This window comes from Rhodococcus sp. RS1C4 (assembly GCF_002258225.1).
In the GTDB taxonomy this organism is placed as follows: Bacteria; Actinomycetota; Actinomycetes; order Mycobacteriales; family Mycobacteriaceae; genus Rhodococcoides; species Rhodococcoides fascians_E.
In genome coordinates, this window is record NZ_NOXZ01000036.1 from 42019 (window position 1) to 57748 (window position 15730).

A 15730-nucleotide genomic window follows, 5' to 3' on the forward strand; every position below is an offset into this window, starting at 1 on the left:
GTTTTCACGAAAGCGTGCATACTCGGAACATCGACGAAAGGACGGATCGTGGGGATCGACTCGCTGGTGATACTCGCCGACGACCTGTCCGGCGCAGCCGAGTCGGCAGCCGGCTTCCTGGCCTCGGACGTGTCTCTCGGCTTGGGTGTTCCCTCGCCGAACGAGGTGACCTCTCGAATCACCGTCGTCGACCTGCACACTCGCAAGCTCGACCGCGCCGACGCCGCGCGAGCCGTCGAAGACTCGCTCGCCTGCTTTCCTGGGGCGCGCGTGGTCAAGAAGATCGACTCCCTGCTGAGAGGCAACATCGAGGCCGAGGTCGGCGCACTCGCAGCCGACGGATCTGCGGTCGTCGTCGTGGCAGCATTCCCAGCAATCGGGCGGACCGTCGTCGACGGCGTCGTACACGTTCAGGACGTCCCGCTGCATCGGACTGCACTGTGGCATGCCGAACGGGATTCGCCTCCTACGTCCGTGGCCGCTGCCCTGGGGAACATCTCTCCGACGGGTGTCTCTCTCGAGCAGGTTCGTGGGGCCGGACTGGCGGACGTGCTCTCCGACCTCGTGGCGCTGGGCCGCGTACCTGTGTGCGATGCAGAAACCGATGCGGACATCGACGCCGTTGTCGCCGCGTCGCAGTCGATCACCGGTGTCCGGCTGGTGGGAACGGCGGCGCTCATGGCGTCGGTGGCACGCGCCACCTCGGTGAGTGCACACACGCACCCCACCGCGGATCACGATTTCGCCGGGAGGAGCGTGCTCGTCGTCGTCGGAACCGCCGATCTCGTTGCAGTCGAACAGGTTCGTGCCCTGGAGAATGCCGGAGTCCCGCACGTTCACCTGGATGCGAGGGCGTTGGTCGCAGGCACGATCGACGTGGAACCGATCTTCGACGCGCTGGATTCAGGCACCGCGATAGTGACGGTCTCGGGCCCCGTCACACCGGCCGATTCAGCTGCAGTGGTCGCCGGTCTCGCGCAGTTGGTTGCCCGGGTCGAGCGCGATCGGAAATCCGACCTCGTTCTCACCGGAGGCGAAACCGCTCGAACCGTTCTCGACCGGCTGGGAGTGCGCAGGTTGACCCCGGTCTGCGAAATCGAGACCGGCGCAGTACTTTCCCTGACACCTGCCGGCCGCCGGGTCATCACACGGCCGGGCAGTTTCGGAGGCGTCGACAGCCTCCGTGTTCTCGCAGACTCGTTACGTTCTTCCAGCACCGACAGCAAGGAATCTTTCATGTCAGAATCGACCCCACTTCCACTCGTCGCCGTCACGATGGGCGACGGCGCAGGCGTCGGACCCGAAGTGATCGTGCCGGCGCTCCTCGACGCCAAGACGATCTCGTGGTGCCGACCGGTTGTCATCGGTGACGCCAAGCGCCTGTTGTCGGCCGCGGAGGTACTGGGTCTCGATGTCGACATCGCTGTAGTCGAGACCATTGCGGATGCGGAGTTCACCCCCGGGCGCATCAACGTGATCGACCTCGACCTGTTGCCCGACGACCTGGCTTGGGGCGAGCTCTCCGCAATCGCCGGTGACGCCGCATACCAATACATTCGGGTTGCCAGCGAGTTGGCGGTGCGCGGAGAGGTCCAGGCTATCTGCACCGCCCCACTCAACAAGGAGGCGTTGCACGCGGCCGGACACATCTACCCGGGCCACACCGAACTGCTTGCACATCTGACCGGCACCGACGAGGTGTCGATGATGCTGTCGACCCCGAAGCTCAAGGTCATCCACGTCACCACGCATATCGGTCTGCTCGACGCCGTGGCGAAAATCGAGCCGGGACTCGTGGAACGCACTATTCGTCGCGGGTACGAAGCGCTCGTTCGGACGGGGAACGCCAGCCCCAAGATCGGTGTGTGCGGCATCAATCCGCACGCGGGTGAGAACGGTCTGTTCGGCTACGGCGAAGAAGACCTGAAGATCGTTCCCGCGGTCGAGAAGCTCAAGGTAGACGGTATCGATGCAGTCGGTCCGCTACCCGCCGACACGGCATTCTTCCTGGCCGGACGCGGCGACTACGACCTCATTGTCGCGATGTACCACGACCAAGGGCACGGGCCGGTCAAGGTTCTGGGAATCGAGGCGGGAGTGAACATCACCGTCGGGCTCCCGGTGATCCGTACGTCCGTCGATCACGGGACCGCTTTCGACATTGCGGGCAAGGGGATCGCGGAGGCCGGTAGTATGGTCGAAGCTTTGCGGCAGGCTGCCGAACTCGCAACCAGCACAACTGTTCTGAAGTAAGGGGAGCGCGTGGCGGTACGGGAGTCGGAGGCACGGCGCTCGGAGATCGTGCGTATGGCCCAGACGTCGGGGCTGGCAAGCGTCGAGGAATTGTCCGCGCAGTTCGGCGTGACGGCGTCGACCATACGGCGTGATCTGAGTCAGCTCACCGCGCAGGGGCTCATGGCGAGAACCTACGGCGGCGCGATCGCACTGAATCCACATCCCGAGTCATCGCTTCGCCAGCGATCTCTCGAAGGATTCGAAGCCAAGCGCGCGATCGCAGAGTGGGCAGCCGGACAGATATGCCCGGGCGAAACTGTCCTGCTCGACGCCGGTACGACGGTGGGCACCATGGGTGAGTTCCTTCGTGACGCGGAAGATCTGACAGTGATCGCGGCAGGACTCACTGCCCTCGAGGCCTTGGCCGACGCCGATTCCGTACGGGTCGAATGCCTCGGAGGCACGTTGCGGCATCTGAGCCAGGGATTCGTCGGACCGATCGCAGAGGCGTCGTTGCAGCGAGTCTCCTTCGACCGAGCGTTTCTCGGCGCGGACGCGGTGACGGCAGAGTTCGGAATCTGTGAGGCCGAACTGGTCCAGACACGGCTGAAGGAACTGATGATGGAGCGCGCCGGACGTACGTATGTACTTGCGCACTCGGCCAAGCTGGGGCAGAAGCCGTTCCACGCCTGGGCGCCCATTCCTCCCGGTACGACGCTCGTCACGGATTCGGCCGCGACTCGGGAGCAGATCGAGACGTTCGAGAGGGCATCGATCGACGTCGTGATTGTCTGACGAGCATCCGGGGTAGACGACCCGACAGTTGTCTACTGCAAGGAGTGCATTGTGCGCTACGACTATCTGATCGTCGGCGGCGGAATGGTCGCCGACAACGCTGCACGTGGAATTCGAGAGCTGGACAAGACGGGTTCCATCGGAATTCTGGGCGCCGACAGCGACGAGCCCTACACCAGGCCCGCGCTGTCGAAAAAACTGTGGACCGACAAGGATTTCGGACGTGACCAGGTCCCGCTGAACACGGCGTCGGAGACCGGCGCGGAGATACATACCACCACTCGGGTGGTGTCCGTCGACCGTGCGAAGCGGACCGTCGCCACCGATTCGGGTGACGAATTCGAGTACGGCGAACTGCTGCTGGCCACGGGAGGCTCGCCCCGACAGATCGACCTCGCGCCGAGTCCTCGGGTGATCTACTTCCGGACGTTCGCCGATTACCGGGCGCTCCGTGAGCAGTTGCAGACGGCGACACACATCGCCGTGGTCGGCGGTGGGTACATCGGCGCCGAGATCGCGTCGGCCCTGGTTCAGAACGGCGTCGAGGTCACGTTGGTCACGTCCGACGCCAAGGTCGGTGCGCACATGTTCCCGGACGCCCTGGCGACGGCGTTCGATCAGGGCTTCGTCGACCACGGTGTGACGGTGCGCCGAGGAGTGAAGGTGACGTCGGGCGCCGAGGCGTCGGCGCGGGTTCAGCTACAACTCGACGACGGGTCCGCTCTCGAAGCCGATGCAGTGGTGTTCGGGCTCGGAGTCACCCCGAACTCCGACCTCGCCGAGGCAGCGGGGCTGAAAACCGACAACGGCATCGTCGTCGACGAGTTCTTGCGGACCGACGACGAGCACATCCACGCGGCGGGAGACGTTGCGAACTACCCCGACGCGATCCTGGGTCGTCGACGCATCGAGCACGTCGACAACGCCAACGAGATGGGTAAGGCGGTCGGTCGAATCATGGCGGGCGGCACCGACCCGTACACCTACACCCCGTACTTCTACTCCGACGTGTTCGACGACGGATATCAGGCCGTCGGCACGGTGTCGACGTCGTTGAAGACGGTGGAGGACTGGAAGACGAAGCCCAGCGAGGGCATCGTCTATTACGTCGACGAGTCCGATGCAGTGAAAGGTGTGCTGTTCTGGAACGTCTGGGAAGGCCTGGACGACGGGAAACAGCTCATCGCCGACGCGTCGGCCCCGCCCGTGTGAATCAGGACTTGTTCGCCGCGCTCGCTGCCGTCGCCAGCTGAGTCAACAGTGGAGGCACGTCCATCCGCGGTACGACGGCCTCGATCACGACCATCCGGTCTCGTTGTGCCGCTGCGTCGTTCAGTGCATCGCGGAGTTCGCCGACTGTCGTGACCCGCCGAACGATGGGCTCGGTACCGACGCCGAGCGCGGCGGGGATCGCTGTCCAATCCCAGGACACGATGTCGTTGTACTCGGCCGTCTCACCGTGGAATGGCTCGAGAAACTGGACCGACGGTCCCGGTGTGACGGGGCTCCCGCCGCGTCGATCGAAGAATTCTGGAACAGTGGATATCGACACACGGCAGAGGAGTCCAGAATGCCCGCACACCCGGAGATCGGAACCGAGCGCGAACGCGTCGAGGAACGAGTGCGGCGCTGGTGCGAGAACGCACGGCTCGAGGGCCGCCGTCCGTTGTTGTCCGACGCCTCCGCCCTGGCGATAGCGTCCGGAAGGCTCGACGAGGCGACGCGCGAGGTGCTGTCGGCCAGGCGTCGAGCAGGTAGGTCGATGCCGAGCGTCGGCGGGTTCGGTGCGGTGCGTGTGCTGGCGGACGAGCGTGATCGCTGGTTGTCGAAGGACACGAAGAACAAGCCTGGGTCGGCGATGGTGTACCGCCTGCGCGCCGCAGAACTGGCGAAACGACTGGACCACCTGCGGGCGGAGTTCACGCTCTCCAGCACGCACTACGCGCACGGCGTGCGGGCGGTCCGTCGGGATCGACGTGACGGTCTGCACCTCGATCTCGACCAGCGTGACCTGCTGTTCAACGCGACGATGCACACCCCTGTTCCTCGACGCGAACAGGGAACGACGCTGGAACGCACCGGGTTGGCTTTGCTCGAGACCGCGGCGGAACGAATGTCCGAGGCGGCCAGGAACACGCGGTTCGCCGAGCTCGGGGACAAGGCAGCGAGCGTGGTCGTCGACTACGCGGATCGACGGGACGACGCGTTCCTGGACAAATTCGAAGCCCTGTTGTTCCTCGCCGGTCACTCGGTGGACCGAATCCACACCTCACCGGCGTGGCGGTCCGATCATTTTCTCGTCCAGCGCACGCAACTCGACCTGATCGACGAGCTGACCCAGATTTCCGTCGACGTGCATTCGTTGCGGGGGATCGGCGACGAACTCGACGGCATCGCCGCGATGATGTTCGACGACGCCACCCGCGCCCAAGTGTCGACCAGGCGTACTGCCCTCGGCACCGTGTGGTCTCAGCTCATCGACCGTGTCGCAGCGCTGGTGCGCGTCGCGGATCTCGTGACCCACGCGGAGGGCGACCTGCGGACCATGGACGTGATGCAGAAAGCGCAGAGCCTCGACAGCAGAATCGATGCACTCGTGGCTCGCGCGGGCCAGCGCGAACTGTCCGCCGACAACACTCACTTCGTCGGCGACCAGTTCTAGCGCCGCGACGGGTCAGGCGATGATGGCGAAGAGCACTGCCGCCACCGCGAAACTGACCACCGACAGAATCGTTTCCAACACTGTCCATGTCTGCAGTGTCTGCTTGACCGTCATGTTGAAGAACTTCGCGATGATCCAGAAGCCACCGTCGTTGACGTGACTGAGAATGATGGAGCCCGCTGCGATCGACATCGCGACGAGCGCGGTGGCCATCGGTGAGTAGTCCTGCGCCGCAACGAGAGGTCCGACGATTCCGCCGGTCGTCACGATCGCGACGGTGGCCGAGCCCTGAGCGATACGCAGCGCGCAGCTGATGACGTACGCGAGGACGATGATCGGCAACCCGGCGGCGGCCATGGCGTCGGCGAGGGCGGTGCCGATTCCCGTGGCCGAGATGACCTTTCCGAAGAAGGCGCCTGCACCGACCACCAGAAGCAACATGCCGACCGGACGCAGGGATTCTCCGGTCAACGTGCTCAGTTCCTGAACCGTCGAACCGCGTCGGATCCCCAGAACGTAGAACGCGATCAACACGGCGATGAGCAGTGCGACGGCCGGTGTGCCGAGGAAAGTCAGCACCTCGAGCAGATTGCCCGGGTCGAGGAGGATGCTGCCGAACGTGGCGCCGAGGATGAGGACGAGCGGGACCGCGATGATCGCACCGATGAGTCCGACCGACGGGGGAGTGGTGACGACGGGACGCTTGGTCGCGACGCCGCTGCCGCCCGTCGGCTCGGCGTCGTCGCCTTCGTTCACGAAGTCCTCGGGCACATCGACGATGACGCGTTTGCCGATCCAGTTGCCCCAGACGAGGCCTGCAGCGATGAATCCCGGTATACCGCAGACGAATCCCATGAGGATGAGCCAGCCGAGGTTGACCTCGAGCAGTCCGCCGAGAGCGACCGGTCCGGGGTGAGGCGGTAGGAATGCGTGGGTCATCGAGAGGCCGGCGAGCATCGGAAGTGCATACAGCACCAACGATTTACCGCCCTGGCGAGCTGCCACGTAGACCAACGGCGCGAGAACGAAGATGCCGATGTCGAAGAACACCGGGATGCCGAAGATGAGACCCAGTAGGCCCATCGCGATCGGCGCACCGCGGTCCCCGAACACCCCGAGGAGCTTGGAGGTCAAAGCCTGTGCTCCACCGGATCGTTCGAGGATGGCGCCCAGTACGGTGCCGAGTCCGATGATGACCGCGATGTGCCCGAGAATGCCACCGAACCCGGTTTCCAGCAGTGACTCGTTGCTCTTGATCGCTGTACCCACGATCTCCGACACCGGCAGGCCTGCCGCCAGCGCGAGACCGAGTCCGACGATCAGCAGGGCAACGAACGGTTCGAGCTTGACCCTGATGATGACGAAGAGAAGTACGGCGATGGCCAGGCCACACAGTACGAGAAGGCCAGGGGTGGATGTCCTGAGCCAGTCGACGGCGGTACTCATGAAGTGCCTTTCGGTGAAAGAGAAGTGACGAAACGTTGTGCGCGTTCGGCGATACCGTCCCAGTCGTCGGATGCGACGGCGGCGGGCGAGACGACGTCGGTTCCCGCGGTGACGGCGACTGCGCCGACGGCGAGGAAGTCCGCGGCATTGGAGGCGTTGACGCCGCCGGACGGGACGAGCTTGGCGTCCGGCAACGGCCCGAGCAGGTCTTTGAAGTGCGCGGGACCGAGGGCTCGTGCCGGGAAGATCTTCACGGCCGCAGCACCCATGTCGATCGCGTCCATCACCTCGCTGGGAGTCAGAGCACCCATCATCAGCGGAACACCGCGTGCCGAAGCGACTTCGGCGACGGCCGGTCGGAGCCCGGGGGTGACGAGGAATTGCGCGCCGGAGTCGATCGCTGCCCGGGTCTGTTCGGACGTCAGAACCGTGCCGGCCCCGATCACCGCACCCGCGTCGGCGGCCACACGCAGCAGGTCGAGCACGCCAGGCGTCGTGAACGTCAGCTCGACGGCGCGGATACCGCCCCTGGCCAATGCCTCGGCGAGTGCCTGCGGATCGGAGATCGAGGGTGCTCGCACCACGGCGAGGGCACGGTCGTCGAGAATGGTCTGCAGTGCGTTCATCGTTCCGCTCTCAGAGAATGTCCGGCAAGAATGCCAGTGGGTTGTCCGTCGTCGATGGCGAGGCGGCCGTTCACGATCACATGGCCGATACCGACGGCCTGTTGCTTCGGTTGCTCGAAAGTCGCAGTGTCGCGGACTGTATCGGGATCGAAGAGGACCAGGTCCGCAGCGTTGCCGACTGCGATGGTTCCTCGGTCGGTGAGTCCGAGCCGCTCCGCCGGTCGTCCGGTCAAGTGGTTGACGCAGTCCTCCAGGTCGAGGAGCTTCTCCTCGCGCACGTAGTGGCCCAGGTAGCGCGGAAATGTTCCCCACGCCCGTGGATGCGGGCGTTCGCCGACGAGAATGGCGTCGCTTCCGCCCATGTGCCGAGGATGCGCCATGATCGCGCGCACGTTCTCCTCGTGCCCGACATGCTGCAGAATCGTCGTCGCCAGTTGGTCGCGTACAAGGATGTCGAAGAACGAGTCCACCGGCGATTCGCCCCGTTCGGCGGCGATGTCCACCATCGTCTTGCCCACCAGCGAGTCCAGTTCCGAATTCGCGACACCACTGATCTGAATGGTCTCCCACTCGACCGTCACACCGTGGCAGCCGTCGGATCCGTTCACGTTCACGTCCTCGGTGATGCGAGCGCGCATCTCCGGGTCGCCGAAACGGGCAAGCGCCTGATCCGGCCCACCGGACATGGCCCAGCTCGGAAGCAATGCGGACAGCGTCGTGGCTCCGGGCAGGTACGGGTAGGTGTCCAGCGTGACGTCGCAGCCGTCGGCGATGGCAGAATCCACCTTGTCGAGGAATTCGCCCGCCCGGCCGCGGTTCACGCCGAAGTTCATGGTCGCGTGGGTGAGGTGCAGCGCGCATCCGGTCGCCCGCGCAAGATCCAGCATCTCCTGATACGCCTCCAGCGCACCTGCGCCGTACGATCGCGTGTGCGGAGCGTAGAAGCCTCCGAAATCGGCGACGACCTCGCACAATGCGCGGAGTTCGCTTGTACCGGCGTACATCCCGGGTGTGTACGTCAACCCGCTCGACATCCCGACGGCACCCTCGCTCAGGCCCTGGGCAAGCAGTTCCTGCATGTGGGAGATCTCGCGAGGCGTCGCCGGACGCTGATCGCCGCCGACGGCCAGATACCGGAGCGTGCCCTGAGGTACGAGGTACGCCGCGTTCGGTGTGATGCCCTGATCGAGCCGCGTCAGGTACTCGGCCACCGACCGCCAGGAAAAATCGAGGTCCGACGGGTTGCCGTTCCAGCCGGCGATCTGACGACGTACGACGTCGAGGGTGGCGTCGTCGATCGGGGCGTAGGCGATACCGTCCTGGCCGATGACCTCGGTGGTCACGCCCTGACTGATTTTCGGGAAATGCCCTGGATCGGTCAGCAACCGAAGATCGGAATGTGCGTGCATGTCGATGAAGCCGGGGGAGAGCACATGCCCTGCCTCGGCCTCGATGACCCTGTCCGCGCCGGTCGTGACGCCGGGTTCGGTGATGGCCGCGATGATGCCCCCGTCGACGAGGACGTCACGACGCACGCGCGGTGATCCGGTTCCGTCGACGACGTCGGCTCCGCGAATCAGCAATGTCATTCGTGGCTCCTAGAAGAAGGTGTGGACTAGGTCGACGACGCGCGGATCGTCGCTGCCTGCATCGTCGACGAGAGGGATCAGCCGCCATTTGTCGAAGGCTGTGCACGGATGCGAAAGACCCAGGCGAACAACGCTTCCGATCGGAGCCGCGCTGGCGTCCGGGTCGAACCGAAGGAAGGCGTGCTGATCGTTGAGGGCGGTGATCTCGCCGTCGACCGACTGCGGAGTGGGCAAACCCTCGTCGTAGGGGAGGTCCCGCTTGCCGGCATCGAGCAGCGCGAGGCCCGGCTCCGGGCGCGACACGACGCGCGCCCAGCCGTGCATCGCAGCTTCGAGTGGATGGTCCGAACGGCTCGGGATCATCGGTGAGATCTGTGAGTAGAACCCGTCGTCGTGGATGATGTATGCCCCCGACCGGAGCACCACCGTGGTCGCGACGCCGCGTGCGCCGTCCTCGTCGGCCAGTGGCGCGAGGTGCGCGGCCACGATGTCCTGATACGCGCTTCCGCCCGCGGTGACCACGGCGTGCTCGGCGTAGAGACCTGCTGCGTCGAGTTCTCGATGGAGAGTTGCGACGGCATCGAGGTAGTCGGCGACGGCCTTCAGGCCGGCCTCGGACCGATCGTGGCTGAGTGCGCCCTCGTATCCTCCGACACCCGCGAGTGCCAGACGAGGCGACGTGGCGACGGCGTCGGCGACCGCACGAGCTTCGTCGATCGTGCGCGCACCGGTTCTGCCGTGCTCGCCGCCCAGCTCGACGACGACGTGGACCGGCCTGGTTGCGCCTGCGTCGGACAGGGCTGCGTTCATTGCCTCGACGGTGCCGAGTCCGTCTGCCCAGCAGTAGAATTCGAACTCGGGATGTTCGACGAGTTCCCGTGCCAGCCAGGCGAGACCGACGGGGTCGACGAGGGCGTTGGCCAGCATGATGCGTTGGACGCCGAACGTCCTCGCCAACTGCACCTGCCAGATGGTCGCCAATGTGATTGCCCACGAACCGGAATCGAGCTGGCGTTTCCAGAGAGCCGGAGCCATCGTCGTCTTGCCGTGCGGCGCGAGTTTCACACCCGCCTCGGCAGCCCAGGCGGCCATGACCTCGATGTTGTGAGTGATTCGTTTGTCGTCGAGCGTCAACAGCGGCGTCTGGAAGGACGTCGCCGATGGTGCTTCCCGGACGAACTCCTCGATCGAACGTCCCCAGGCGTGGGGTGGAACCGATTTGTGTTCGGGTCCGATCTTTCGCGCTCGTAGGGCGTTGACGGCGTGCGTGTCGATCAAGGTGGAGACCTCCAAGCCGGTGCTGTTGCGTAATGTGCAACGACTGTTGCGCAAAATGTTTGTGATTAGTAGTGTGCATCCAACAGGGGCCGGCCCGCAAGCATTCGAAGGAGATCTCTTGCTTTCATCGCCTCGCGCGGTATGCGTCGGAGAAGGACTCGTGGTTCTCGTTGCCGAGCCCGGTGCCCTCGAAGACTCGGATTCGTTTCGACGCTCGGCAGGTGGGGCCGAAGCCAACGTGGCACGCGTCCTCGTCCAGCTGGGTGTGTCTACGTCCTGGTTGTCACGGGTCGGAGACGATGGATTCGGCCGATACCTGCTACGCCAACTCGGCGAATCAGGTGTCGACGTATCTGCCGTGTCGGTCGACCCTGCACGTCCGACGGGGATCTACGTCAAGGAACGCGGAGCCGGCACCGGCGTCGGACACGATCTGCCGCGCGGCGAGAGTCGCATGACGTACTTCCGGACAGGATCGGCTGCCAGCGCTCTGTCTGCCGAAGACCTGGTTCCCACCGTGATCGAGGGGGCCGCCATCGTCCACCTCTCCGGAATCACCGTCGCGTTGTCGGCCTCGGCTGAGTCGATGTCGAGGGCACTGCTGGCGTCCGCGGCGACCGTCAGCTTCGACCTGAACTTTCGGCCCGCGCTGTGGGGCTCGAGAATCTCCGACGCATCCTCCGTGCTGGCTGACCATGTCCGCGGCAGCGACGTGGTGCTGATGGGTGCCGACGAGGCTCACGAGGTCTTCGGGATCGACGATCCCGCAGCGTTGCGCGCGGAGTTCCCGGAACCGCGGCACCTGGTGGTCAAGAACGACGCGCACGTCGTGACCGCGTTCGACGGATCGTCGCGCGTCGACGTTCCTGCCCTCACACTCGACGTCGTGGAAAAAATCGGCGCGGGCGACGCGTTCGCAGGCGGATTTCTTGCCGGTTTGCTGACCGGGCGCTCGGCTGTGGACAGGGTCCGGCTCGGCCACCTCTGCGCGGCAGGAGCCTTGACCGCACACGGTGACGCGGCCGAAGTCGCTGATCCCTCTCGGCTCGCCGCGGCGCTGGCCCTCCCCGACGCGGAGTGGAACTCGGCACGATTCGCTGATCTGGTGGCGCAATGAGCCAAAGCCTGTCCCGAGCATTGACCATCCTCGGCCTCCTGGGGGAGGAGACGAGGTCGCTCGACCAACTAGCCCGAGAACTGGACGTGCACAAGACAACCGTGCTGCGACTGCTGCGCACGATGGAGTCGGACCGCTTCGTCCAGCACGACGCCGACCACCGATACGTGCTCGGGTCACGATTCTTCGAACTCGCCAACCGCGCACTCGAACAGAGGGATGTGCGCACGGTAGCGAGGCCGCACCTCGCTGCGCTCAACGCCGCAACCGGACAGACGATCCACCTGGCAACCCTCGAGGGTGGCGAGGCGGTGTACATCGACAAATTCGATGCGACGCAGAGCGTCCGGATGTACTCGCGTATCGGAAGACCCGCCCCGTTGCACTGCACGGCCGTGGGAAAGGTGCTGGTCTCCGCACTCCCACGTGCCGAGCAGCGGCAGATCGCGCAACGCATCGAATACGCGCGGTTCACCGACCGGACCATAGATTCCGCCGAGCGGTACCTCGCTGAACTGGACCTCGTAGCCGAGCAGGGCTACGCCGAGGACCACGAGGAACACGAGACGTTCGTCAACTGCGTGGGTGTACCGATCCTCGACGGCACCGGACGAACCGTTGCGGCAGTGTCGATGTCGGTACCGGACATGCTCCTCGACCACGGACAAGTCCTCGGGAAACTACCCGAAATTCTGGCTGTCGCCGAAGCCATTTCGGCCGATCTCGGCTGGAAGCCGACCGAGAAGACCTCGTAAGAAAGGAAAGTAATGAGCGAGAAGATCGCAGTTCGAACCGATGGGGCACCGGCACCCGCACACACGTTCTCCCAAGGGGTGCGCAAGGGCCCGTTCGTGCAGGTCTCCGGGCAGGGACCGGTCGATCCGAAGACCAGCGAGTACCTGTACCCGGGCGACGTCGCCGCCCAGACCACGAGAACGCTCGAGAACGTGCGCGCGATCGTCGAAGCGAGCGGCGCAACGTTCGACGACGTCGTCATGCTTCGCGTCTACCTCACCAAGCGCGAGGACTTCGCCATCATGAACGACGCATACGGCGAGTTCGTCCAGAAGTACACCACCGGAGATGTCCTGCCCAGTCGGACAACGGTATTCACCGGTTTACCTCGCGAAGAGATGCTCGTCGAGATCGACGCCGTCGCGATCGTCTGACGCCGGGTCCGACAACCGGCCGGGCTCCTCTCGTGTCATGGCGGCATTCGCCGTGGGGAGCACGGCCGGGCGACGGATGCACGCCAACCGGCGAGCTCAGACGTTGTCGAGATTCTTGATCGCCACCAGCGCGCTGCGCAGTGCTCGGACAACTCGGTCCCACGGAACCGCCTCCAGCGCACACTCCTCGGCCGCCGCGGATTCTCCACGGAGCATGGCTTCCTGCGCGTACTCGCGCCAAGACTCTGCCTGTTCGGTGCAGAACGCCTCGAAACGTCCGATCTTCGCGCGGTCAGGTCCGCAGACCGACACGATGTCGTCGGCGTCGACCTTCCCACCGGACTCCGCATCCATCTCCAGCAACGTCATCAGTTGCGGCGGAAGCTCCTCGTCGCTGGGGTCCGCGGACCCGTCGACCTGTTCGGTCGCGTCGTGGGTGGGAACAACACCCCCGACGTGATCGGCGAACTCCTCGTCGACCGTCGCCGCGAACTTCGCCAGGCGGCCTGCGGCATTCACCACGTGCTGTGGGACGAACGGATCGGCGTCGATCGTGCACGCGACATGGACACGGTCCTCGACCAACAAGAACTTCAGCCGCGGATGCCGGCGATTGAGATCCGCGACGACCTCCGCAGCCCGTGTTCGCCCGGCAATACGCTCGACGACGAGCGCATGAATGCGGATCTCGTCTACGCCCGCAGCAGTGACGTATGCGATGACCGGCCCGATGGCGATGCTGACGACTCCGTCGGGCGTGACCGACACCCGATCCCCGAAGGTCTCCAGCAACGGACCCGCCACATCCGGGGGACAAGCCGACTCGTCGGGTGTCGGTGCGGTCGGTGCCTTCGCCCCAGGCCGGAAGAGGAACGAGGGATGCGGGATGTTCCACGCGCATCGGATCTGCTCGACGACCGTCGAACACAACCGGTCGACCCACGCGGCGCCGTCCTCGACGACGAAAATTCCGTCGGCCTCGGCCGGTTGCCAGGGAGGCGGGGGAGAACCGAGCCCCGACGATGCACACACGAGCGTCCCCTCCGCTGTCAGGCGAAGAAGCATTGCTCGCCGCGGTGAGCCCTCGGGCTCGAAGTCGGGAGATATCGACAGCTCCGCACCTGGTTCCAGCGACGCCAGATGATCAGCCAGTTCGGTCGTGAACCTCGTCCAGTCGGACTGCGTTGCAGCGTCAAGGTCTGGACAGTTGTGCTTCGGCATGTTTCTCCCCGTTCCACCAAACTTCGAACATTCGATCGAACAGAAGCTATCGCGGGGTACCGACAAGAACCGGTCAGCGGCGGCTGTCCGCTCGGACGACCGTCGCTGGAACGAGTAGCTCGGCAGGCGTCAGCGACCCGTGGTGCCCCTCGAGTGCCGACGCGTTCGCTTCCGCCTGCGTTCTCACCACGGCCGATTCGTCCTGCGCGAGGGCCAGCAGGTCTCCGATTCGTTCGGCGGACGCAGTGGACACCGCCGGGCCGAACCACCCTCGCGACAGTGCGTCCTCGCGGGTGACGACGAGGAAGTGCTCCCCGAGTGACTCCTGCCAGGTCACCTGCACGTCACTACTACTTCCGGTCCGTGTGTAGAGGTAGCGCATCCGGGGTTCTCCGCCCAGGAGCCTGACGCCGTCCCTCAGCTCCGGGGTCGAGTCGTAGTCGAACCTCCGGTCGATGCCAACCATTCCGTGGTCGGCGACGACGATCAGCGCGCCGTCGGGTGGAAGACCGTCGGCGATCGACTCGGCGAGTAGGTCGACATGGCGAAGATGCAGGCGCCATGCGTGCGACTTCGGTCCTCGGACGTGGCCCACCAGGTCGAGGTCACCGTGATAGGCGTAGACCAGCGTCGGGCCGGGAGCATCGAGTGCGTCGAGTGTTCCGGCCGCGAGATCGGCAAGGGAAACCGAGTTGCGGAACTGCGCGCCGCGAAGAGAAGCACGAGTCAGTCCTGAGCTCGCCTGCATCGACGGACCGACGTGAACGACGCGGACACCGTCGTCACGCGCACGTTCGAACGCGGTCGGTAGCGGTTGGAAGTGCTCCGGAACCACATCGGCCGGTAGCCCCTCGGACGCGGACGTCCCGTGGAGTTTCCACTGAAGACTGTTCATGAGGCGTTTGTGGCCCGGAAGCGCGACGAGATATCCGACGACACCGTGCTCTCCGGGAGTGAGCCCCGTGCCAAGTGAGCTGAGGCTCGTCGCCGTCGTGCTCGGAAATCCTGCGGTGATCGATCGGGTGGTGTGTGCAGTGAGGAAGGGCGCGTCGTCCGAATGATCGGCAAGTTGTTCGCTGCCGAGTCCATCGACCATCAGGACACACGCTCGTCGGACACCGTGGAGATCGAGACCGAGTCTGTCGGCAGACGAACTGCCCGTCAGATGCGCGACCACGGACGGCACTACATCGGACAGGGACCCCGTTCCATAGCGCGGTGAAAGCAGCATGACGCAACCGTATGCGCCGCGCCGGCACCGCGCAGCCTCTGTTGTTAACTCGTACAAGCGCCTGACCAGGCGATTTGCGAAGGAGTTCTTCTTGGCGTAACTTTTGTCCAGTCAGAGCGACACGGACACCGACCCGGACCGAAAGGTGCGGGACACGAGGTTGGACGCAGATCGAACTGGCAGCCCCTTACGAGGTAAGAGTTTACATCGTGAGGGACATGAGCGTGTAAGCCCCGAAGTCGAAGCGAAAGCTGACGCAACGGTGTGTGCGTGTTCTTTGAGAACTCAACAGTGTGTCGATGAATGTCAGTGCCGAATGTTTTTGGTGCTCATGCCTTTTGGGGTGTGGGTGTGACATCTT

Annotated in this window: 14 protein-coding genes; 7 read left to right on the forward strand and 7 right to left on the reverse strand. The window is 64.8% G+C overall.

The window, feature by feature from the left end:
* Positions 1-48 precede the first annotated feature (48 nt).
* From pdxA to CH289_RS18675, 3 genes are read left to right on the forward strand one after another with little or no spacing between them, the layout of a single operon-like run.
* A complete protein-coding gene (pdxA, locus tag CH289_RS18665) occupies positions 49-2253 on the forward strand; it encodes a 4-hydroxythreonine-4-phosphate dehydrogenase PdxA (protein ID WP_256977343.1) in 2205 nt (734 codons plus the stop codon).
* Between the two features lie 9 nt (positions 2254-2262).
* Positions 2263-3030: a DeoR/GlpR family DNA-binding transcription regulator gene (locus tag CH289_RS18670; protein ID WP_094728369.1), complete on the forward strand. Its 768-nt coding sequence runs from the start codon at positions 2263-2265 to the stop codon at positions 3028-3030.
* A gap of 51 nt (positions 3031-3081) precedes the next feature.
* Positions 3082-4242: an NAD(P)/FAD-dependent oxidoreductase gene (locus tag CH289_RS18675; RefSeq protein ID WP_020113046.1), complete on the forward strand. Its 1161-nt coding sequence runs from the start codon at positions 3082-3084 to the stop codon at positions 4240-4242.
* A gap of 1 nt (position 4243) precedes the next feature.
* Here the strand turns inward: CH289_RS18675 and CH289_RS18680 are convergent, their stop codons facing one another.
* A complete protein-coding gene (locus CH289_RS18680) occupies positions 4244-4582 on the reverse strand; it encodes a thiamine pyrophosphate-dependent enzyme (RefSeq protein ID WP_462052406.1) in 339 nt (112 codons plus the stop codon).
* A gap of 18 nt (positions 4583-4600) precedes the next feature.
* On the opposite strand from CH289_RS18680, the gene CH289_RS18685 reads away from it, so the two are divergent.
* The gene (locus CH289_RS18685) at positions 4601-5692 is read left to right on the forward strand and encodes a hypothetical protein (protein ID WP_094728370.1); all 1092 of its coding nucleotides are present in this window, start codon (positions 4601-4603) and stop codon (positions 5690-5692) included.
* Positions 5693-5704: 12 nt separating this feature from the next.
* On the opposite strand, the gene CH289_RS18690 is transcribed toward CH289_RS18685, so the two are convergent.
* From CH289_RS18690 to CH289_RS18705, 4 genes are read right to left on the reverse strand one after another with little or no spacing between them, the layout of a single operon-like run.
* On the reverse strand, positions 5705-7138 hold the full coding sequence (locus tag CH289_RS18690; RefSeq protein WP_037105375.1) for a GntP family permease: 1434 nt from the start codon (positions 7136-7138) through the stop codon (positions 5705-5707).
* On the reverse strand, positions 7135-7764 hold the full coding sequence (locus tag CH289_RS18695; RefSeq protein ID WP_019666663.1) for a bifunctional 4-hydroxy-2-oxoglutarate aldolase/2-dehydro-3-deoxy-phosphogluconate aldolase: 630 nt from the start codon (positions 7762-7764) through the stop codon (positions 7135-7137). The genes CH289_RS18690 and CH289_RS18695 overlap by 4 nt, the downstream gene beginning before the upstream one ends.
* A complete protein-coding gene (locus CH289_RS18700) occupies positions 7761-9353 on the reverse strand; it encodes an N-acyl-D-amino-acid deacylase family protein (protein WP_094728371.1) in 1593 nt (530 codons plus the stop codon). Before CH289_RS18700 ends, CH289_RS18695 begins: the two co-directional genes overlap by 4 nt.
* 9 nt (positions 9354-9362) lie before the next feature.
* Positions 9363-10646, reverse strand: a complete 1284-nt coding sequence (locus CH289_RS18705) for an alanine racemase (protein WP_094728372.1) — start codon at positions 10644-10646, stop codon at positions 9363-9365.
* A gap of 103 nt (positions 10647-10749) precedes the next feature.
* Between CH289_RS18705 and CH289_RS18710 the strand changes: the two genes are divergently transcribed.
* From CH289_RS18710 to CH289_RS18720, 3 genes are read left to right on the forward strand one after another with little or no spacing between them, the layout of a single operon-like run.
* A complete protein-coding gene (locus CH289_RS18710) occupies positions 10750-11748 on the forward strand; it encodes a sugar kinase (protein ID WP_094725118.1) in 999 nt (332 codons plus the stop codon).
* Positions 11745-12503 (forward strand): IclR family transcriptional regulator, encoded by a 759-nt coding sequence (locus tag CH289_RS18715; RefSeq protein WP_019666659.1) that lies wholly within the window; start codon positions 11745-11747, stop codon positions 12501-12503. Before CH289_RS18710 ends, CH289_RS18715 begins: the two co-directional genes overlap by 4 nt.
* 12 nt (positions 12504-12515) lie before the next feature.
* The gene (locus tag CH289_RS18720) at positions 12516-12917 is read left to right on the forward strand and encodes a RidA family protein (protein WP_019666658.1); all 402 of its coding nucleotides are present in this window, start codon (positions 12516-12518) and stop codon (positions 12915-12917) included.
* Positions 12918-13013: 96 nt separating this feature from the next.
* Here CH289_RS18720 and CH289_RS18725 read toward each other — a convergent pair whose 3' ends face one another.
* Both CH289_RS18725 and CH289_RS18730 read right to left on the reverse strand, forming a co-directional pair.
* The gene (locus CH289_RS18725) at positions 13014-14138 is read right to left on the reverse strand and encodes a T3SS (YopN, CesT) and YbjN peptide-binding chaperone 1 (protein WP_033187804.1); all 1125 of its coding nucleotides are present in this window, start codon (positions 14136-14138) and stop codon (positions 13014-13016) included.
* 73 nt (positions 14139-14211) lie between these two features.
* Positions 14212-15369 (reverse strand): alkaline phosphatase family protein, encoded by a 1158-nt coding sequence (locus tag CH289_RS18730; protein WP_026348068.1) that lies wholly within the window; start codon positions 15367-15369, stop codon positions 14212-14214.
* Positions 15370-15730: the final 361 nt, after the last annotated feature.

What these genes read in the sequence shown, in the direction of transcription:
- CH289_RS18725 (WP_033187804.1), bottom strand. Translation starts at nt 14,138, where the DNA reads ATGCCGAAGCACAACTGTCCAGACCTTGACGCTGCAACGCAGTCCGAC.
- CH289_RS18685 (WP_094728370.1), top strand. Translation starts at nt 4,601, where the DNA reads ATGCCCGCACACCCGGAGATCGGAACCGAGCGCGAACGCGTCGAGGAA.
- CH289_RS18730 (WP_026348068.1), bottom strand. Translation starts at nt 15,369, where the DNA reads ATGCTGCTTTCACCGCGCTATGGAACGGGGTCCCTGTCCGATGTAGTG.
- CH289_RS18720 (WP_019666658.1), top strand. Translation starts at nt 12,516, where the DNA reads ATGAGCGAGAAGATCGCAGTTCGAACCGATGGGGCACCGGCACCCGCA.
- CH289_RS18695 (WP_019666663.1), bottom strand. Translation starts at nt 7,764, where the DNA reads ATGAACGCACTGCAGACCATTCTCGACGACCGTGCCCTCGCCGTGGTG.
- CH289_RS18715 (WP_019666659.1), top strand. Translation starts at nt 11,745, where the DNA reads ATGAGCCAAAGCCTGTCCCGAGCATTGACCATCCTCGGCCTCCTGGGG.
- CH289_RS18690 (WP_037105375.1), bottom strand. Translation starts at nt 7,138, where the DNA reads ATGAGTACCGCCGTCGACTGGCTCAGGACATCCACCCCTGGCCTTCTC.
- CH289_RS18700 (WP_094728371.1), bottom strand. Translation starts at nt 9,353, where the DNA reads ATGACATTGCTGATTCGCGGAGCCGACGTCGTCGACGGAACCGGATCA.